Source organism: Rathayibacter tritici (genome assembly GCF_002932875.1).
Lineage (GTDB): Bacteria > Actinomycetota > Actinomycetes > Actinomycetales > Microbacteriaceae > Rathayibacter > Rathayibacter tritici.
Map to the genome: position 1 here is coordinate 64326 of NZ_PSWS01000039.1, position 16408 is coordinate 80733.

The window sequence follows — 16408 nt, forward strand, 5'->3', positions numbered from 1 at the left end:
ACAAACTAATACCCCTCATGTGGGGGTCCGCGCGCTCCGCACCGCTCCGATGCTCGCGGCCACCACGAGTGCGATCCCGACCGCTTCGACCGCGCTGAGCCGCTGCCCGAGCACGAGGAAGCCCGACAGCGCGGCGGCCCCGGGCGCGAGCGACATCAGGATCGAGAATGTGGAGGAGCGCAGCCGCCGCAGCGCCAGCAGCTCGAGCGCGTAGGGGACGGCAGAGGAGAGCACCGCCACGGCGAGCCCGAGCAGCAGCACCGGCGGCAGCACGAGGGCGGAACCCGCGGAGGCGACACCGACCGGCAGCGAGACGACTGCTCCGACCGCGAGCGCCAGTGCGAGCCCGTCGAGCCCCTGGAACCGCCCGCCGGTGCGCCCCGCGAACACGATGTACGCCGCCCAGAGCACCGCCGCGCCGAGCGCGAAGCCGACACCAACCGGATCCAGCGCCGAGAAGCCGCCCTGCGAGAGCGTCACCACGCCGGCCAGCGCGAGCACAGCCCAGACGAGGCTCGCGAGGCTCCTCCCGGCGATCACCGAGAGCGTCAGCGGCCCCAGCACCTCGAGGGTCACCGCCGCGCCCTGCGGGATCCGAGCGATCGCCTCGTAGTAGCAGGCGTTCATCCCGCCGAGGGCGAGTCCGTACGCGGCGACCGTCGCCCAGTCGCTGCGGCTGTGGCCGCGCAGCCGCGGACGGCAGACCAGGAGCAGCACGACGGCCGAGAACACCAGCCGCAACGTCACGGTGCCGAGCGGCCCCGCGGCGGGGAAGAGCAGTACGGCGAAGGAGGCGCCGAGCTGCACACTCGCGACCGACCCGAGCACGAGGCCGATCGAGCCCGCGCTCGCCGGAGGGCGCTCCGGCCCGGCCACTGCGCTCAGCTGGAGCGCCGCTGGGTCTGCACGGGCGGAACGTTGTAGCCGAGCAGTCCGATGCCGGTCTCGTCCCAGCGCAGCGTGGTCAGCGACACGTTCTCGACCACGGGGAAGGTGTGCCGATAGGTCTCGGGGTTGATGCCGAGGTAGGCGCAGAGGAGCAAGCGGAGCAGCGTGCCGTGCGCGACGACGAGTACGCGGCCGTCGGGGTGCTCGCTGTGGATCCGGGCGAGCGAGGTGTTGGCGCGGGCAACGGCGTCCAGGCCCGACTCGCCTCCGGGCATCGGTTGGATCGCCGGGGCGGCGACCCACGCGTGGTACTCGTCCGGGAAGCGCTTCTCCATCTCCTCGGTCGTCAGCCCCTCACCGCGGCCGAAGTCGACCTCGACCAGCGCCGGGTCGGGCTGGAGCTCGAGGTGGGCGGCGCGCGCGGCCGGCACGGCGGTGCGCACGGCCCGGACGAGGGTGGAGGAGTACACCGCCTCGAGGTCGGCGTCGACGGCCCAGGCCGCCAGAGTCGCGGCCTGGTCCTGACCCCGGGGGGTCAGTGCGATGTCGGAGGAGCCCGCGAAGCGGTTCTCGGAGTGCCAGACAGTCTCTCCGTGCCGGGCGAGGATCAAGGTCGTCACCCCCCGAGCCTAGCGACCGCGACGACGCAGGCGCTTAGGCGGCCGGCACCGTGTAGTGCGCGTCGACCATCACCGGGAGGTGGTCCGAAACGCCCTGGGGCAGCGTCGAGACACGCTCGATCCGCACGGAGTCGCTGATGGCGAAGTCGAAGTGCCCGCTGAAGTAGCGGTAGCGCGCATAGGTGGGGGAGTCGCTGCGCGAGACCAGGTAGCCGTTGCGGGTCATCCGGCGGTCGAGTCCGCGGAAGAACCACGGGTAGTTGTAATCGCCGACCATGAGCGATGGGGTGTCCGGTGCATACTCCCGCAGCCGATTCAGTGCCTCGTCGATCTGCTTGCGGCGCAGGGCGTTGCCGGCCGACAGCGGAGCGGCGTGGAACGAGGAGACCGCGATCGAGCCGCCGTCGCGGTCGTCGAGGCGGACGGCCAGCAAGCGCTCGTGAGCCGGTGACATCACCCGGTCGTGCATGGACTTGCTGAGCTCGAACGCAGCGCTTGCCGAGAGCTCGAAGCGATCCTGCGAGTAGTAGACAGCCAGGCCCAGACGGTTGCGGGCGGTGACCGAGGCGAGTCGGAGCGCGCCTACCTCCTGCGGCAGCTTTGTCGTGTCGCACTCCTGCAGGCAGAGGACGTCGATGTCATGGCGGGCGGCGAGAGGAGCGATCTCCGCGTGCGCTCGGTGCTCCCGGAGGTTGTAGGAGATCACGCGGAGGGCGCGTTCGGTCGGCTGCATTTCGCCAGTGTAGGGCGCGGCGACACACCGCCGGTCGACCCTCGGGCGAACACGGAGGGACCTGCTCGGAACGCAGTCGGATCGTTCGCCGACCGGCCGAGAAGGTCCCGGCCGTGGACGAATCAGCGCTGCTCGGTACCCGAAGCGTCGGTCTCGGCGTCGGTCCCGTGGACGCCGTCGGTGGGCCCCCAGCCCGGCAGCGGCGGGTTCTGCTCCTCGCCGTCGGCGCCGACGCCGTCGGCCAGAGGAGAGGAGGCGCCGCCGATCTCGTCAAGACCGGCGGAGGTGCCGGTCTCGGTCGCGGGGTCGGGCGTGCGCGCGTCGTCGGTCGCGTCGGACGGGGTGGGCTCGATGTCGTAGTCGGAGCTGCTCATGGTCCGACGCTACGACTCCGACGCCGCCGGGGGCACCCCCTTGCGCTCGCGCCGACGACGAAGGCCCCCCGCACCGGATCGGTGCGAGGGGCCCTCGAAGGCGGGGACTCAGCGCCCGTAGGCGGAGGCGGCGGGGCAGTCGAACGGGTCGCCGCCGGCCGAGAGGCCGACCTTGTTGAGGTAGCGCACAACGATCGCGTACGACTCCATCAGCGAGGTCTCGGTGTACGGGATCTGGTGGGTGGCGCAGTACTCCTTGGCGATGACCTGCGCGCGGCGCAACGCCGGGCGTGGCATGTTCGGGAAGAGGTGGTGCTCGACCTGGTAGTTGAGGCCGCCCATGTACAGGTCGGTCAACCAGGTGCTGCGGATGCTGCGCGAGGTGAGGACCTGGCGGCGCAGGAAGTCGACGCGCGCCTCCTTCGGCAGCAGCGGCATGCCCTTGTGATTCGGCGCGAAGGAGGCGCCCATGTACAGGCCGAAGACGCCCAGCTGCACGCCGACGAAGGCGAACGCCATGCCGAGCGGGAGCGCCCAGAAGACGACGGCGAGGTAGAGACCGACGCGGGTGACGAGCATCGAGATCTCGACCCACCGCTTGTCGACCTTGCCCTTGCCGAACACTGTACGGAAGCCGTGCAGGTGCAGGTTGAGGCCCTCGAGCAGCAGCAGCGGGAAGAACGCGTAGCCCTGGCGGCGGGTGAGCCAGGCGTAGAGGCCGCGCGAGCGCGCAGCGTCCTCGGCGGTGAACGAGACGACGTCGCGCTCGATGTCCGGGTCCTTACCCAGAACGTTCGGATTCGCGTGGTGACGGCTGTGCTTGGTCATCCACCAGGAGTAGCTGATGCCGACGACGAGATTGGCGAGGGTGCGTCCTGCGACGTCGTTGGCCTTGCCGGACTCGAACACCTGGCGGTGCGAGGCCTCATGGGCGAGGAAGGCGAACTGCGTGAGCACAATGCCCAGGGCAGCGGCGAGCACAAGCTGGAACCAGGAGTCGCCCAGGAGGACGAAGCCGGTGACGATACCGCCGAGCGCGAGGACGAGCGCGCCGAACATCATGTAGTAGAACCCGGTACGGCGACGCAGGAGCCCCGCGTCGCGGACCGTGCTGAGGAGGCCGGAGTACTCGGTCGTCGGGTTGACGCGACCGTCGGCGCGGGGTCGGGTCCGCACGACGCGGGGGGCGCCTGCGGGGACGGACGTGGTGGTGGGGGTGCTCATCAGCGCCTCGCTCTTCGTGGTGACCGTCGGCGGCGACAGTCTCTCGGCGAGCGATCCCGACGGGGGCGGTCCGCTCATGGTTCACCGCGTCGGTAGTGGCCGGACGCGGCATGTGGGCGGCCGGGGTCACGGGCAACCTACTGTGAACACTACGGGGACGCGGGCACCAGCGCACCAGGGCGATTGCCAGTCTCGCGCCCGGATGTGGCGCAACGGGGGCGCGCGCCTCCGACGGAACGAGCAGTCGGAGGCGCGCGGGCCTCAGGAGCTGATCGAGTCCTGCGGGCGGCCGGACTTCAGCGCGGCGAGGCGCGCCTCCACCTCGGTCATTTCCCCGAGGTCCTCCAGCGACTCGAACTGCGCGTCCAGGCTCGAGGAGGCGAGCTCCTCCGCGCCGCGCACGCGCGCCTCCTCGCGGCGGATTTTCTGCTCGAAGCGGCTCACCTCGCTCGTCGGGTCCATCAGGTCGATGCTCTTCACGGCGTCCTGCACCTGGCTCTGCGCTTCGACGGTCTTCGCGCGGGCGATCAGCTCGTCGCGCTTGCTGGAAAGCTGCTGCAGCTTCTCGCGCATCTGGTTCAGGCCCGACTTGAGCTTGTCGACGACCTCGGTCTGCGAGCGGATGGTCGGCTCGGCGTCCTTCGCCTCCTTCTCGGACTGGATCTGGCGCTGCAGCGCGACCTTGGCCAGCGCGTCGAACGTGTCGGCGTCGCCCGCGTTTCCGGAGGTGCGCAGCTCGTCCGCCTTGCGACTCGCGGCGAGCGCCTTGCTCCCCCACTCCTGGGCGTTCTGCTCGTCTTCGCGGTAGTCGTCCTCGAGCAGGCGCAGGTTGCCGATCGTGGTCGCGATCGCGGACTCCGCGTCGCGGATGCTGTCGGTGTAGTCGCGGACCATCTGGTCGAGCATCTTCTGCGGGTCCTCGGCCTGGTCGAGGAGCGCATTGATGTTGGCCTTCGCGAGCTGCGCGATGCGGCCGAAGATCGACTGTCTCTGAGCCATGATGTCTCTCCTTGTGTCGTAGGTGGTGCCGGGATGGTGAGCCGTGGTGCGGCGGGAGGATCAGAAGCGTCCGCCGCCGCCGCCGCGACGTCCGCCTCCGCTGCGTCCCCCGCCGAACCCGCCGCCGCCGGAGCGCTGGGACGAGCCGCCCCCGCCGAAGCCGCCGAGCCCGCCCCCGCCGAAGCCGCCCGAGCGGTAGCCGCCGCTGCGTCCCCCACTCAGCAGCGACTCGACCAGGATCCCGCCGAGGAAGGCGCCCGCCGTGCCGTGGCCGTACGGGCTGCCGACGGCATTCGGGGCGGAGTAGCTGCCCGCGTCGGTGCGCGCCCGCTCCAGCGCCTGCTGGGCGAGGGAGGAGGCGCGCTGGGCCGAAGCGAGGGCCTCGCGCGGGTCGATGGTCGCCATCCGCTCGGCGTACTCGGCGGAGCGGGCGGCTTCGGCGATGCGGGTGCGGGCCTCGGAGCCGACGGCCCCGCGCCGGGCGGCGATGAAGTCCTCGGCGGCCGAGACGCGACTGCGGGCGGCGGTGAGCTCGGCGCCGAGGGCGGCCCGCTCGCGTTCGCGCTGGGCCTGGGCGTCGCGGAACCCGCCGACGGCCGCGTCGATGGTCGCGTCGGCCGCGGCGAGTGCCTCGAGGAGGGCGAGCGGGTCGTGCGGCTGAGAACCGGCCGCGCGCTCGACCCCGTCGAGGGCGGCCTCGGTCGAGGCGACGGCGGTGGCGACGTTCTGAGCCTGGGCGGCGGACTCCGGAGCGTCGGACGCGGCGAGTGCGCGACCCTGCGCCACGTCGGCGCGGATCTCGGCGAGGCGGCCGGCGAGCGACGCCTCCGCCCGCTGCAGGTCGGCCCGGCGGGCGGCCACGGCATCGGCGAGCCCCGAGGCCTGCTCGGCGGCCTGCTGCCCGGCGCGTAGCAGTACGGCGGCGCGGCCGGAGTCGCCGGCCTGCATCGCCTGCTGGGCGGCGGCGAGCTGGTCACGGGCGAAGCGGAGCCGGTCCTCGGCCTGGTCGGCGTCGTCGCTCACGTCCTCGACCGCGGTCGGCGCGTAGCGGACGGAGAGGTCGGCGATCAGGGCGCGGGTCGAGGGGAGGCGGTCGCCGACCTCGGTGGCGCGGGCCGCGAGTGCGGCGGCGACCTGCGGGGCGTTCTTCTCGAGGTCGCGCAACTCGTCGAAGGCGCTCGCGCGCTCGTCGAGGGTCTGCTCGGCGTCGGCGCAGAGCTGGAGGATGCGCTGGTAGCCGTCGCGGCGCTCCTGATCCGTCTCCGGCTCCGCGTCGTCGAGCCGCTGCTGCAGGGTGAAGGCCTCGCCGAGCAGGCGCTTCGCGGTGACCAGCGCCTCGCGGAACGCGCCGGTCGCGTCGGCGCCGAACTGCGCCTCCGCGAAGCCGACCTCCTGCTCGCTGGTGCGGACGGCGTCGTCGGTGTGGACGAGGGCCGACCCCGCGCGGGTGGCGAGCTCGTCTATCGAGGCCTCCACCGCCTCCTGGGCCCGGCGACGCCGCGCGCGACGGACGAGGAACAGCACCACGAGTCCGATCACGACCAGGGCAGCGAGCACCCCGAGCGCGATCAGCAGTCCCGAGCCGAGGGATTCGCCGGTGGTGGGCGCGTCCAGGCGCTGCCCGATGCCGTCGGCGGCCGCCACCGCGGCTCCTGCCCAGTCGCCCGCGGCGAGCCTGGGTTCGATGTCGTCGGTCTGGAGCGAGGAGACCTGCTCCTCGTCGAGGGCGAAGCCCTGCGCCACCGACACCTGGTACTGACGGGCGTCGACCGCGACGGCCAGCAGGACGTCGTCGGTGCCCAGCCCGTTGCGCGTTGCGGTCTCATCGGCCCAAGCAGTGCGGTCGGAGGGATCGGTGAAGGTGTCGACGAAGGCGACGAAGAGCTGCACGCGGTGCTGATTGTTGAGGGCGCTCGAGGCCCGCTCGATCTCGGTCGTCTCAGCGGGGCTCAGCACGCCGGCCGAGTCGAGCACAGGGGAGGAGGAGAACGCGACGGGCGACTCGGCCACCGCCGCGGTCGTCGGGACCAGCGCAAGGGTCGCGGCGACCAGGAGGGCCACGAGCGCCGGCAGTCGCAGGGAACTCACGGGGTGGTGGGGTCTCGCCGGCATCGCGCACACTCCTTCGTCGTCGCCTCCCGAGTGTAGACAGCCCCGGTGTCCGAGGTGGGTCGGGAGGCGGCGGGCCGTCGACCGCGTGCCTCGTGTGGGGTATGGGAGAACGCCGAGAGGAGGAATGGCCGCGCGCCGCTCGCGGTTGACGCTCGGAGTGCGCCGCAAGGTGCGCGTGCCTCCCCCTCAGGGATGCTCCTGAGACAGCTGCCTAGAAAGGCGATCCCGTGGATCCGTTCTCCCCCCTCACCGCCGGCGACCTCGATCTCGCCAACCGCATCGTCCTGGCTCCGATGACGCGCTTGCGCTCCGACGAGCAGGGGGTGCCCGGCGCGATCGTCGCCGAGTACTACGCCCAGCGCGCCAGCATGGGCCTGCTGATCAGCGAGGGCGTCTTCCCCAGCGCCGAGTCGAAGGGCTACGCCGGGCAGCCGGGCATCGAGACGGACGCGCAAGCGGCCGGTTGGCGTGCGGTCGCCGACGCCGTGCACGCCGCGGATGGACGGATCGTCATGCAGCTGATGAACGCGGGCCGGGTCTCGCACATCGAGATCACCGGGACCGAGCGGATCGTCGCCCCGAGCGCCGTCGCCATCGACGGCGAGGTGCACACCCCCTCCGGCAAGAAGCCGTTCCCGGTGCCGCACGCGCTGAGCACCGAGGAGTTGGCGATCGTGCGGGACGAGTTCGTCGCGGCCGCCCGTCGCGCGATCGACGCGGGCTTCGACGGGGTCGAGGTGCACGGCGCCAACGGCTACCTGCTGCACGAGTTCCTTTCGCCCGTCTCGAACGTGCGCACCGATCAGTACGGCGGGACCCCGGCCGAGCGTGCCGCGTTCGTGCTCGAGGTCACCCGCGCCATTGCCGACGAGGTCGGCGCCGGACGCGTCGGCATCCGCCTGTCGCCGGCCCACAACATCCAGGACGTCGTCGAGACCGACGCCGACGACGTGCGCGCCACCTACGAGGCTGTGGTCGACGGGCTCGCTCCGCTCGGGCTCGCCTACCTCAGCGTGCTGCACGCCGAGCCGACCGGCGAGCTGGTCCAGAGCCTTCGCTCCCGCTTCGACGGCGTCTTCATCGCCAACAGCGGCTTCGGCTCGCCGACCAGCCGCGAGGAGGCGACCGAGCTGATCACCGACGGTCACGCGGACGCCGTGGCGGTCGGCCGTCCGGCGATCGCCAACCCCGACCTGGTCGAGCGCTGGCAGGGCGGGCACCCCGAGAACGAGGTCGTCCAGGAGACGGTCTACGGCGGCGGAGCCGAGGGCTACACGGACTACGAGCGCCTCTCGGCGTAGTCGGTGCACGTTCCGTCCTCACCAGACAGCCGGAAGGCCCGTTCCCTCGACGGGGAGCGGGCCTTCCGTGTTCCGCTGCGGCCCGTTGGCTGCTAAGGCGCTCTTCCTCGATCTGGGCGGACTACCGTCGGACGCGGGCGACGCCGGACCCCTAGCGCCGAGAGATCAGGGGTGTCACAAACGTCGCGCCCTGAATAACGGAGACCTTGCCGGTGCCAGAGTCCGCCCCTGCGATGCGGATACCGCGGGCCACGCGCTCGGGTACGACACCTCGCCACCAGTCAGCAGGTCTGCTCTTATGCCACGAGCAGGACGGGTGCAGTCGCCCACCCCGCTGCCGAATGCCAATCAGGCGCCGAAGCGCGCCAGATGCGGTTTCCTCATTTTCTCCTGCTAAGTTCGTGTCGAACATTTAGCCCAGGGGTCGAGGAACGTGAGCGGCATGCCTCACGCGGCGTTCTGCTCTACTTGCCGGGGCGGTTATTAGTTTACCGTGGAAGTGAGAAAATTTTGTCGATCGAAAATACTCAGGTAACTGATCCAAGCGCTGTCTACTATCCAGTTACGGCGCAGAAGATGGTCCGAGGAGAAGGCGTTTACCTCTTCGATGACGAGGGTAACGCGTTCCTCGATTGTGCGTCGGCGACCTTCAACCTGAGTCTCGGGTACTCCCACCCGGCCGTCGTCAAGGCGATTAAGGATCAGGCTGATCAACTTATCCACGTCACGAGCAGCTTCCAAACAGATCAAATTAATCATCTCTCGCGGCGCCTCGCTGACCTTGCTCCCGCGTCCATTACTCGTACGCACCTTAAAGTTGCCGGTGGATCGGAAGCAAACGAGGGCGCAATCAAGATGGCTCAGCGGGCAACGGGAAAACGAGACGTTATTACGCTCTTTCGAGCGCACGTCGGTCAGACGATGATGATGACGAGCATGTCAGGCAACGCTTTCCGCCGGGAGCCATTTCAGACGCTTTTTCATAACTCGCTTCAGGTCCCCGATCCGTACTGTCACCGGTGCTTCTATGGGCAGCAAAAAGCCAGCTGCGGCTCGCTATGTACCGAGCGCCTGTACGACTTCATGGAGTATGCCAGCAGTGGAAGCGTAGCGGCGTTCATGGTCGAGCCAATTTCCGGGAACGGCGGCAACATAGTCCCGCCTGATGGCTACTTCCAAAAGTTGCGTAAATTCTGCGACGATACTGGCGTCAAATTGATTCTCGACGAAATTCAGACAGGCATAGGACGGACGGGCCGCATGTTCGCGGCCGAACATTTTGCCGTTGAGCCTGATGCGATCACGGTCGCAAAAGGTCTAGGCGGCTCCGGCGCGCAAGTCGCGGCCATCCTCGCCAGCGATGACATGGCCGGACTGCCCAGTGATCAGCACTCCTTCACATATGGTTCTAATATCATGGCCGCGGCGGCGGCCATCGCGACCCTCGAGGTGATCGACAATAAGGAATTCCTCGCTAACGTTCGTGCGACGGGTGACCGTATCCTCGGGCGGTTGAACGAAATGAAAAGAAAATATGCGGTGATTAACGATGTGAGAGGCGTCGGTCTGATGATCGGAATCGAAATCGCTGACGTAGACGGAACGCCGAACGTTGACCTAACCAACGATCTTGCTCGAAAGGCGATGGACTTCGGATTGATTATGCGTACTTCACGGTACGGACGCGGCAACGTCCTGAAGATCCGCCCGCCTCTCATCTTGACGATGACCCAAGCAGATGACATCTGCGACCGGTTCGAACGGCTCCTCGCAGCTCATGCCAACTTCTGACGTAGATTTCGAAATCCTCTTCCTTGGAGGTGGCTTTCGAACGACGACGTTCCTCGCCTCGGCCCCCTGGTTGCTCAAGCGACGCATCGGAATTGTTGAGAAGCGTACCCGGGTAGGGGGTGGTGATTTTCACGGCTACGCGATTCAAAGCACTTCTATCGGCTCAAGATTCTTTAAAGATATTGATTTGAAGGCCGATTTTGCTCCCCTCCTCAGCGACGACCTCGTAGGGAAAGTCGCCAACGCTAAAGGGCCAATCGACCTTCGACAGCTGGCTTCAGCCTTGGACAGAGTCGGCGCTGTCCTCACCGGAGCGCTTCCCGCGGAAGCGGTTATGACCGGGTGTGCGGGGCGAGAAATCGTTGTCTGCGGCGGCGCGCCTCGAGTGACGCTGGACACTGGACAAGAGCTGACCTCGCGTCATCTCGTGATCGCAACAGGGCGACATGAGTTGCTCCACCCAGCACTCGAGATGTGGCGCGACAAAACGATCCTCTCCGGACATCTCCTCAACCCGGCTGAAGAGGCGCGCACGCTCGACACCCTTGACATGCATCCTACTAAGCCGATCGTTGTCGCCGGATCGTCGCATTCTGCGATGTCCGCCCTTCGCGTCCTACTGGCCCTTCGAGCGCGGGCTCCCCAAAAGTTTGGAAAGCGAGAGATCTTGGTACTGCAACGGTCGAAAGCTCGCTTGTTTTACTCCTCGCGGGAGGAAGCTCGTATTTACCAGGATTTGAATCGAGAGGTGCCGGTGACGGACGCGGCAGTGTGCAGTGCATCGGGAAATGTCTTTCGGGATACTGGCTTGCGACATGAGTCCAAGGCTATCTTCTTACGTGCGTCTCAGGGGCAGATCTCTCAAGTCTCAATGATGCCCATCAGTTTGCTGCAAGATCAGCGCGATTTGTATGACCGGGCGGCACTCATTGTTCAGGCGCTCGGGTACGTCGGCCGGACTCCTAAAATTATGCACAGCTCCGGTCGGATGGTTCGCGCGCCAGACACGCCTTTCCGTCTCGCCGCAGATCGGCAAGGGCGAGTTCTCATCGATGGCTCTCATCGAAACGACATCACAGCGCTTCGGCTCGATCCGACTCCGCCCGAGTACCAGGACAACGCTCAGTATGGGCAAGAGCTTTACCGAGACCTCTCCACTCGGCTGAGTGAGCATCTGAAAATTCTGCGTCCCACGAGGTGGCCCTCATGAGCACTTCCATACCTGCCTTCGACGCGGTCCTGGCCGGCGTCTTCGAGAGACGGACTCATGTCGCACCAATAGTTGTCGGCATTACCGGGCCAGATACATCCGGCAAGAGTCAGATGGCGAGTCGGATGCAGGCAGTGCTGGCTCAGTCCGGGGTTGCGGCTACTATCGTTCACGTCGATGACTTTCACAACCCGAAAAAAATACGTTACGACGAAAGGCTCACTGAATCAGAAGCGTATCTCGAGAAAAGCATCGACATGGAACGGCTGATTGACGGCCTTCTTCGACCATTACGCGACACGGGGACGCTTAATGCTCAGCTTCAGCACCTTGACCTCGATAGCGATACGTTCTCCATAAAAAAGAATTACGTCGTCGCCGCCGGTGGCGTCATGATAGTCGAGGGAATCTTCTTACTCCGAGAAGATGTGCGGGAATTCATCGATTACATGGTTTTCCTGCACGTCGAGCCCCAGGAAATGCTCGACCGAGCGTATCGCAGGGACGTGCCACATCAAGGACTCAGTGTCCTACGCAAGTATCATGAAAAATACATCCCGGGACAACGGTTCTTTCTACAGCAAAATCGCCCCCAGGACCATGCGGATGTTATCATCGATAATTCTCGGTGGCATTCACCAACTGTCATTCCGGTTGCCCGCACAGTTCAATCGCTTTTGGAGGAAGTCGACGCTCAATGGATCCTCTTTGATCTATGGGAAACATTAGTCCCGCTACCTCAAGCGACGAAGGCGCAAGCATTCTACGCTTTCTGCGAGCATCTCGACGAGGATCCGAGGTTATTACGGACGGCCTGGGACGCAACACGGCAGGCAAGAGAGACGAGGCCTCTCGAGCAATACCTTGACGAGTTATCACAGAACCTAGATAAAAAATGGTCGAGCACTGCTGTTCGCGACGCCTTGGCTGCGCGTCGCGCTATTCATGGTGCAGAATTTTATGCTGCACAGCCGAGAATCACGAGAGAGTTAGGAAAAATCAGCGGATCTGGTCGGCTTCTCGGGTTGGTGTCGAATTGCAGTTCAGATGTTCGCTCGTTACTCGCTGATTCGGGTATTTCCGATTCTTTTGCGGCCATAACACTTTCTTCGGAAGCGGGAAGGATGAAGCCGGCGCCGTCCATTTTTGAGCAGGCAGCTGCCTTGCTTAACGCAACTCCGTCGGAAACAATCTTTGTCGGAGATGGTTCAGACTTCGAACTTGTCGGCGCGCTCACCGCGGGGCTTCACCCTGTCCGCCTGGCGGTGCATGATCGAATTATGTGGCCCGGGACAACCGTGGACACCCTTTCAATATTAGCTGATGCATGTGCGGCAAATCCACGACGAAATGAAAAATTAAGGGAAGGGTAAAGGATGTCAATGCTTGACCACGTCGACCTCGTGATATTCGACTGCGACGGAGTTCTCGTCGACAGTGAGGTGCTCGCCGTCGAGGTCGACAAGCGGATCTGTGCAGAATTCGGTTGGGAGCTGTCCACCGAGGAGGTCGTCGATCGCTTCCTCGGCAGACCCGCTTCCCACTTCTGTTCGCAGCTCGAGGAGCACCTGGGTAGGAAGCTACCGCTCGACTGGGAAGAGAAGTACCAGCCGTGGTACGACGAGGCCTTCGACGCCCATTTGCAGGCGGTCCCCGGCATCGAGGCCGCTCTCGACCAGCTCGAGTTCCGAACCTGCGTTGCGTCGAGCGGCAGTCACGAGAAGATCCGAAAGACCTTGGGGCACACAGGTCTCCTTCGTCGCTTTGAGGGCCGCATCTTCAGCTCCTCGGAAGTGCTCAACGGCAAACCTGCACCGGACATCTTCCTGCACGCCGCTCACCGGTTGGGGCACCAGCCGGAGAACTGCGTTGTCGTGGAGGACAGCAAATACGGAGTCCGCGCCGCCCGCGCCGCAGGAATGCGTGTCTTCGGCTACGCCGGCGGGCTGACCCCCGCCTCGTGGCTGGAAGCCGAGGGAGCCACCGTCTTCACCTCGATGGCGGAATTGCCCGGCATGCTTCACTGACGCCGCTGGACGCTCGCGTTCGGTCGAGATACTGCGGCTCGATCAGCTCGCGCCGCCACGATTCTTCAGCTCGGATTCGATCCGGGCGTCCTGCTCGGGGGAGAGCTCGTGGTCCTCGTCCTCCGGGCCAGCCGTCTCGCCGACGCGCCCCTCGCCGAGGGCATGGATCGAGGTGATCTCGTCGTCGAGGGCCGCGTCGCGGTCGTGCTCGCTCACGAGCCGGTCTCGATCTCCCCGGCGGAGACGGCCTCGGCGTACTTGCGGAGGTCCGGGCCGGGCTCGAAGTCGATGAAGCGGTCCTTCAGACGCGCGTTCAGCTCGGCGAAGACGTCTTCCCAGGGCTCACCCTTCTTGCTCGTCGCGAGGTCGAGTACCGCCTCGCGGAGCACTCTGTCCGAGTCCTCGAGGATCTTGTCTCGGGCTTCGTCGTTCCAGCGGATGTCCTGTGCGTCCATGCTCTGACCGTAGGCGCGGGGCCGGGGCCGCCCAAGGACTTGCGGGGCGGTCGCGGGAGGCGTAGGAGGGGCGGGCATCGCTCCGCGGTGACGCGTCGGAGCACCGTAGGATTCCCCCGATGCTGACCTTCACCGAGGATCTCGGCCTCCCCGTTCTCGCGCTGATGATCCTTGCCGCCTTCGCGGCCGGCTGGATCGACGCGGTGGTGGGCGGCGGTGGCCTGCTCCAACTCCCCGCCCTCCTGCTCGTCCCCGGCATCTCTCCCGTGCAGGCCCTCGCCACGAACAAGCTCGCGTCGGTCTTCGGCACGACCACCAGTGCGATCACCTACTACCGCCGGGCGAGACCGGACCTGCGCACCGCGGTGCCGATGGCGGCGGTCGCCCTCGCGGGCAGCTACGGTGGTGCGACGCTCGCCGGCCTGCTTCCGGCCACGGTGTTCAAGCCGATCATCGTCGTTGCGCTCATCGTCGTCGCCGTGGTCACGATCGCGCGTCCGGCCCTCGGCAGCGTCACCGTGCTCAAGCACGCGGGCCGCCGGCACCTCGTCACGGCGGCCGTCCTCGGACTCCTGATCGGCTTTTACGACGGCCTGATCGGTCCCGGCACCGGCACTTTTTTGATCATCGCCCTGATCACTGCGCTGGGCTACGACTTCCTGCTCGCCAGCGCGAAGGCGAAGATCGTCAACGTCGCGACCAACCTCGGCGCCCTGCTCTACTTCGTGCCGGGCGGCCACGTGATCTGGCTGCTCGGCCTCCTGATGGGCGTCGCGAACGTCGCGGGCGCCTACCTCGGCTCCCGGATGGCCGTGGCCCGCGGCAGCCGGTTCATCCGCGTCGCGTTCCTCGTCGTCGTCGGCGCCCTCATCCTCAAGGTCGGCTCCGACGTCTGGACCGAGAACCTGGCGCCGCTGCTGCGGTAGCGGCCCCGCAGGACGGATGCCGTCGGCGTCCACCCACGGGCGGGACCCCGCCGCAGCACGCGATCCCGCCAGAAGCGTTCGGGCCTGCTCGTCGTCAGCCGAAGGGGATCGAGCCCACGAGCACGCCGACGGCCAGCATGACCAGCGAGACGATCACCGCGCGCCACAGCACCTTGCGGTGGTGGTCGCCGAGGTTCACTGCGGCGAGGGAGACGAGCAGGAGGATCGCCGGCACCAGCGGGCTCTGCAGGTGCACCGGCTGGCCGGTGATCGACGCGCGAGCCATCTCGACCGGCGAGATGCCGTAGTTCGCTGCGCTCTCGGAGAGCACGGGGAGGATGCCGTAGTAGAACGCGTCGTTCGACATGAAGAAGGTCATCGGGATGCTCAGCACGCCCGTGATCACGGCGAGGAACGGGCCGAGAGCCGGCGGGATCACCGCGACGACCCACTCCGCCATCGCATCGACCATGCCCGTGCCATTGAGCACGCCGATCAGCACGCCCGCCGCGAGCACCATCGACACGACGCCGACGATGCTGGGCGCGTGCTTGACGATCTCGGACGCCTGGTCCTTCATCGTCGGGAAGTTGATCAGCAGGGCGATCGCCGAGCCGACCATGAAGACGTAGGGCAGCGGCAGGATGTCGGCGACGAGCAGCGTCATCACGGCGAGGGTCAGGACCAGGTTCACCCAGATCAGCGTCGGGCGCAGCGTCTCGCGCTCGGGGTCCAGCATCGAGTCGGCCATCGCAGTGTCGCCGTCGTCCGCCTGCACGCGGGCGGCGACCGCTACCTGGGCCCCGCGCAGGGCCTGAGGGCCGCGGAGGAAGGAGAAACGCTCCCGGGCGATGGTGCGGATGCCTCCGGTCAGCGCCGCCAGGCCGCCGCTCGTGCGGGCTCCGCCGGAGCGGGAGGAGGAGCCGCGACCGGCGCCGACGAGCTCCTGCTCGAGCATCGGCTCAGCCAGCGCGAGCGTGCCGAGGCGACGGCGCTCGCCGAGGCCGAGGAACCAGGCGAAGACGAGGGTGACGGCCAGGCCCACCGCGAGCGAGGGGAGCATCGGCACGAAGATCTCGCTCGGCGAGACCTGCAGGGCCGCGGCGGCGCGCACCGTCGGTCCGCCCCAGGGGACGATGTTGAGCGTGCCGTTGGCCAGGCCCGCGACGCAGGTCAGCACGACCGGATTCATCCCCAGGCGGAGGTAGATCGGCAGCATCGCGGCGGTGGTGACGATGAAGGTGGTCGAGCCGTCGCCATCGAGCGAGACCGCGCCGGCGAGCAGCGCCGTGCCGAGCACGACCTTCGCCGGGTCGTCGCCGAGCGCGCGGACAATGAAGCGGATCAGCGGATCGAAAAGCCCGACGTCGATCATGATCCCGAAGTACATGATCGCGAACATCAGCAGCGCGGCCGTGGGCGCGAGGTTGCCGATCGCCTCGAGCACCATGTCGCCGATGCCGAGACCGGCTCCCGCGAAGAGGCCGAAGATCGTCGGCACGACGATCAGGGCGACCATCGGCGTCAGCCGCTTGGTCATGATCAGGGCCATGAAGGCCAGGATCATCGTGAATCCGAGTACTACCAACACAGCTGACTCCTTCGTCGGGTGCCTCCGCCCGCGCTCGGCGGGAGAGCCGGACGCGAGATGGGGAAACCCTAGGCAGCCCCGGAGCCCTCGCCGCGGTATCGCTCATTACAGCGACATCTGCGCATAGTGTGGCTTCTGCGCATTCTGCGCACAACGA

16 protein-coding genes are annotated in these 16408 nt (G+C 67.0%); 6 read left to right on the forward strand and 10 right to left on the reverse strand.

The annotated features are described in order from the left end of the window. Positions 1-15: 15 nt before the first annotated feature. From C5D07_RS05950 to C5D07_RS05980, 7 genes are all read right to left on the reverse strand, one after another. Positions 16-876 carry an EamA family transporter gene (locus C5D07_RS05950; RefSeq protein ID WP_211286351.1) on the reverse strand — a complete coding sequence of 287 codons (861 nt, stop codon included), beginning with the start codon at positions 874-876 and terminating at the stop codon, positions 16-18. Positions 877-881: 5 nt separating this feature from the next. Further along, positions 882-1508 (reverse strand): histidine phosphatase family protein, encoded by a 627-nt coding sequence (locus tag C5D07_RS05955; RefSeq protein ID WP_104258927.1) that lies wholly within the window; start codon positions 1506-1508, stop codon positions 882-884. 34 nt (positions 1509-1542) lie between these two features. Then, positions 1543-2241 carry an endonuclease/exonuclease/phosphatase family protein gene (locus tag C5D07_RS05960; protein WP_104258928.1) on the reverse strand — a complete coding sequence of 233 codons (699 nt, stop codon included), beginning with the start codon at positions 2239-2241 and terminating at the stop codon, positions 1543-1545. A 122-nt stretch (positions 2242-2363) separates the two neighbouring features. Next, a complete protein-coding gene (locus C5D07_RS05965) occupies positions 2364-2615 on the reverse strand; it encodes a hypothetical protein (RefSeq protein WP_104258929.1) in 252 nt (83 codons plus the stop codon). Positions 2616-2723: 108 nt separating this feature from the next. Further along, positions 2724-3839 carry a fatty acid desaturase family protein gene (locus C5D07_RS05970; RefSeq protein WP_104258948.1) on the reverse strand — a complete coding sequence of 372 codons (1116 nt, stop codon included), beginning with the start codon at positions 3837-3839 and terminating at the stop codon, positions 2724-2726. A gap of 261 nt (positions 3840-4100) precedes the next feature. Next, a complete protein-coding gene (locus tag C5D07_RS05975; protein WP_104258930.1) occupies positions 4101-4838 on the reverse strand; it encodes a PspA/IM30 family protein in 738 nt (245 codons plus the stop codon). Between the two features lie 60 nt (positions 4839-4898). Then, positions 4899-6950: a TPM domain-containing protein gene (locus tag C5D07_RS05980; protein ID WP_104258931.1), complete on the reverse strand. Its 2052-nt coding sequence runs from the start codon at positions 6948-6950 to the stop codon at positions 4899-4901. A gap of 227 nt (positions 6951-7177) precedes the next feature. Here C5D07_RS05980 and C5D07_RS05985 point away from each other — a divergent pair, with 227 nt between their 5' ends. The 5 genes from C5D07_RS05985 (at position 7178) to C5D07_RS06000 (ending at position 13279) form a co-directional block, all read left to right on the forward strand. Continuing rightward, complete coding sequence (locus C5D07_RS05985; protein WP_104258932.1) at positions 7178-8251, forward strand: alkene reductase; 1074 nt, start codon at positions 7178-7180, stop codon at positions 8249-8251. Between the two features lie 510 nt (positions 8252-8761). Next, positions 8762-10042 carry an aspartate aminotransferase family protein gene (locus tag C5D07_RS05990; RefSeq protein ID WP_208855043.1) on the forward strand — a complete coding sequence of 427 codons (1281 nt, stop codon included), beginning with the start codon at positions 8762-8764 and terminating at the stop codon, positions 10040-10042. Beyond that, positions 9990-11252, forward strand: coding sequence for a hypothetical protein (locus tag C5D07_RS15285; RefSeq protein WP_146076669.1), 1263 nt, complete (start codon positions 9990-9992; stop codon positions 11250-11252). Before C5D07_RS05990 ends, C5D07_RS15285 begins: the two co-directional genes overlap by 53 nt. After that, the gene (locus C5D07_RS05995) at positions 11249-12625 is read left to right on the forward strand and encodes an HAD family hydrolase (protein ID WP_084415763.1); all 1377 of its coding nucleotides are present in this window, start codon (positions 11249-11251) and stop codon (positions 12623-12625) included. The genes C5D07_RS15285 and C5D07_RS05995 overlap by 4 nt, the downstream gene beginning before the upstream one ends. Before the next feature lie 9 nt (positions 12626-12634). Continuing rightward, entirely contained in the window at positions 12635-13279 is a 645-nt protein-coding gene (locus C5D07_RS06000) for an HAD family hydrolase (RefSeq protein WP_068251273.1), read from the forward strand. Between the two features lie 42 nt (positions 13280-13321). Here C5D07_RS06000 and C5D07_RS15730 read toward each other — a convergent pair whose 3' ends face one another. Together C5D07_RS15730 and C5D07_RS06005 are read right to left on the reverse strand one after the other, a co-directional pair. Further along, positions 13322-13495, reverse strand: coding sequence for a hypothetical protein (locus tag C5D07_RS15730; RefSeq protein WP_157593777.1), 174 nt, complete (start codon positions 13493-13495; stop codon positions 13322-13324). After that, positions 13492-13734 (reverse strand): hypothetical protein, encoded by a 243-nt coding sequence (locus tag C5D07_RS06005; protein WP_068251275.1) that lies wholly within the window; start codon positions 13732-13734, stop codon positions 13492-13494. The genes C5D07_RS15730 and C5D07_RS06005 overlap by 4 nt, the downstream gene beginning before the upstream one ends. Before the next feature lie 119 nt (positions 13735-13853). On the opposite strand from C5D07_RS06005, the gene C5D07_RS06010 reads away from it, so the two are divergent. Next, positions 13854-14660: a sulfite exporter TauE/SafE family protein gene (locus tag C5D07_RS06010; protein ID WP_068251278.1), complete on the forward strand. Its 807-nt coding sequence runs from the start codon at positions 13854-13856 to the stop codon at positions 14658-14660. A 94-nt stretch (positions 14661-14754) separates the two neighbouring features. Here the strand turns inward: C5D07_RS06010 and C5D07_RS06015 are convergent, their stop codons facing one another. Next, a complete protein-coding gene (locus C5D07_RS06015; protein ID WP_084415764.1) occupies positions 14755-16227 on the reverse strand; it encodes a CitMHS family transporter in 1473 nt (490 codons plus the stop codon). Between the last annotated feature and the right edge of the window lie 181 nt (positions 16228-16408).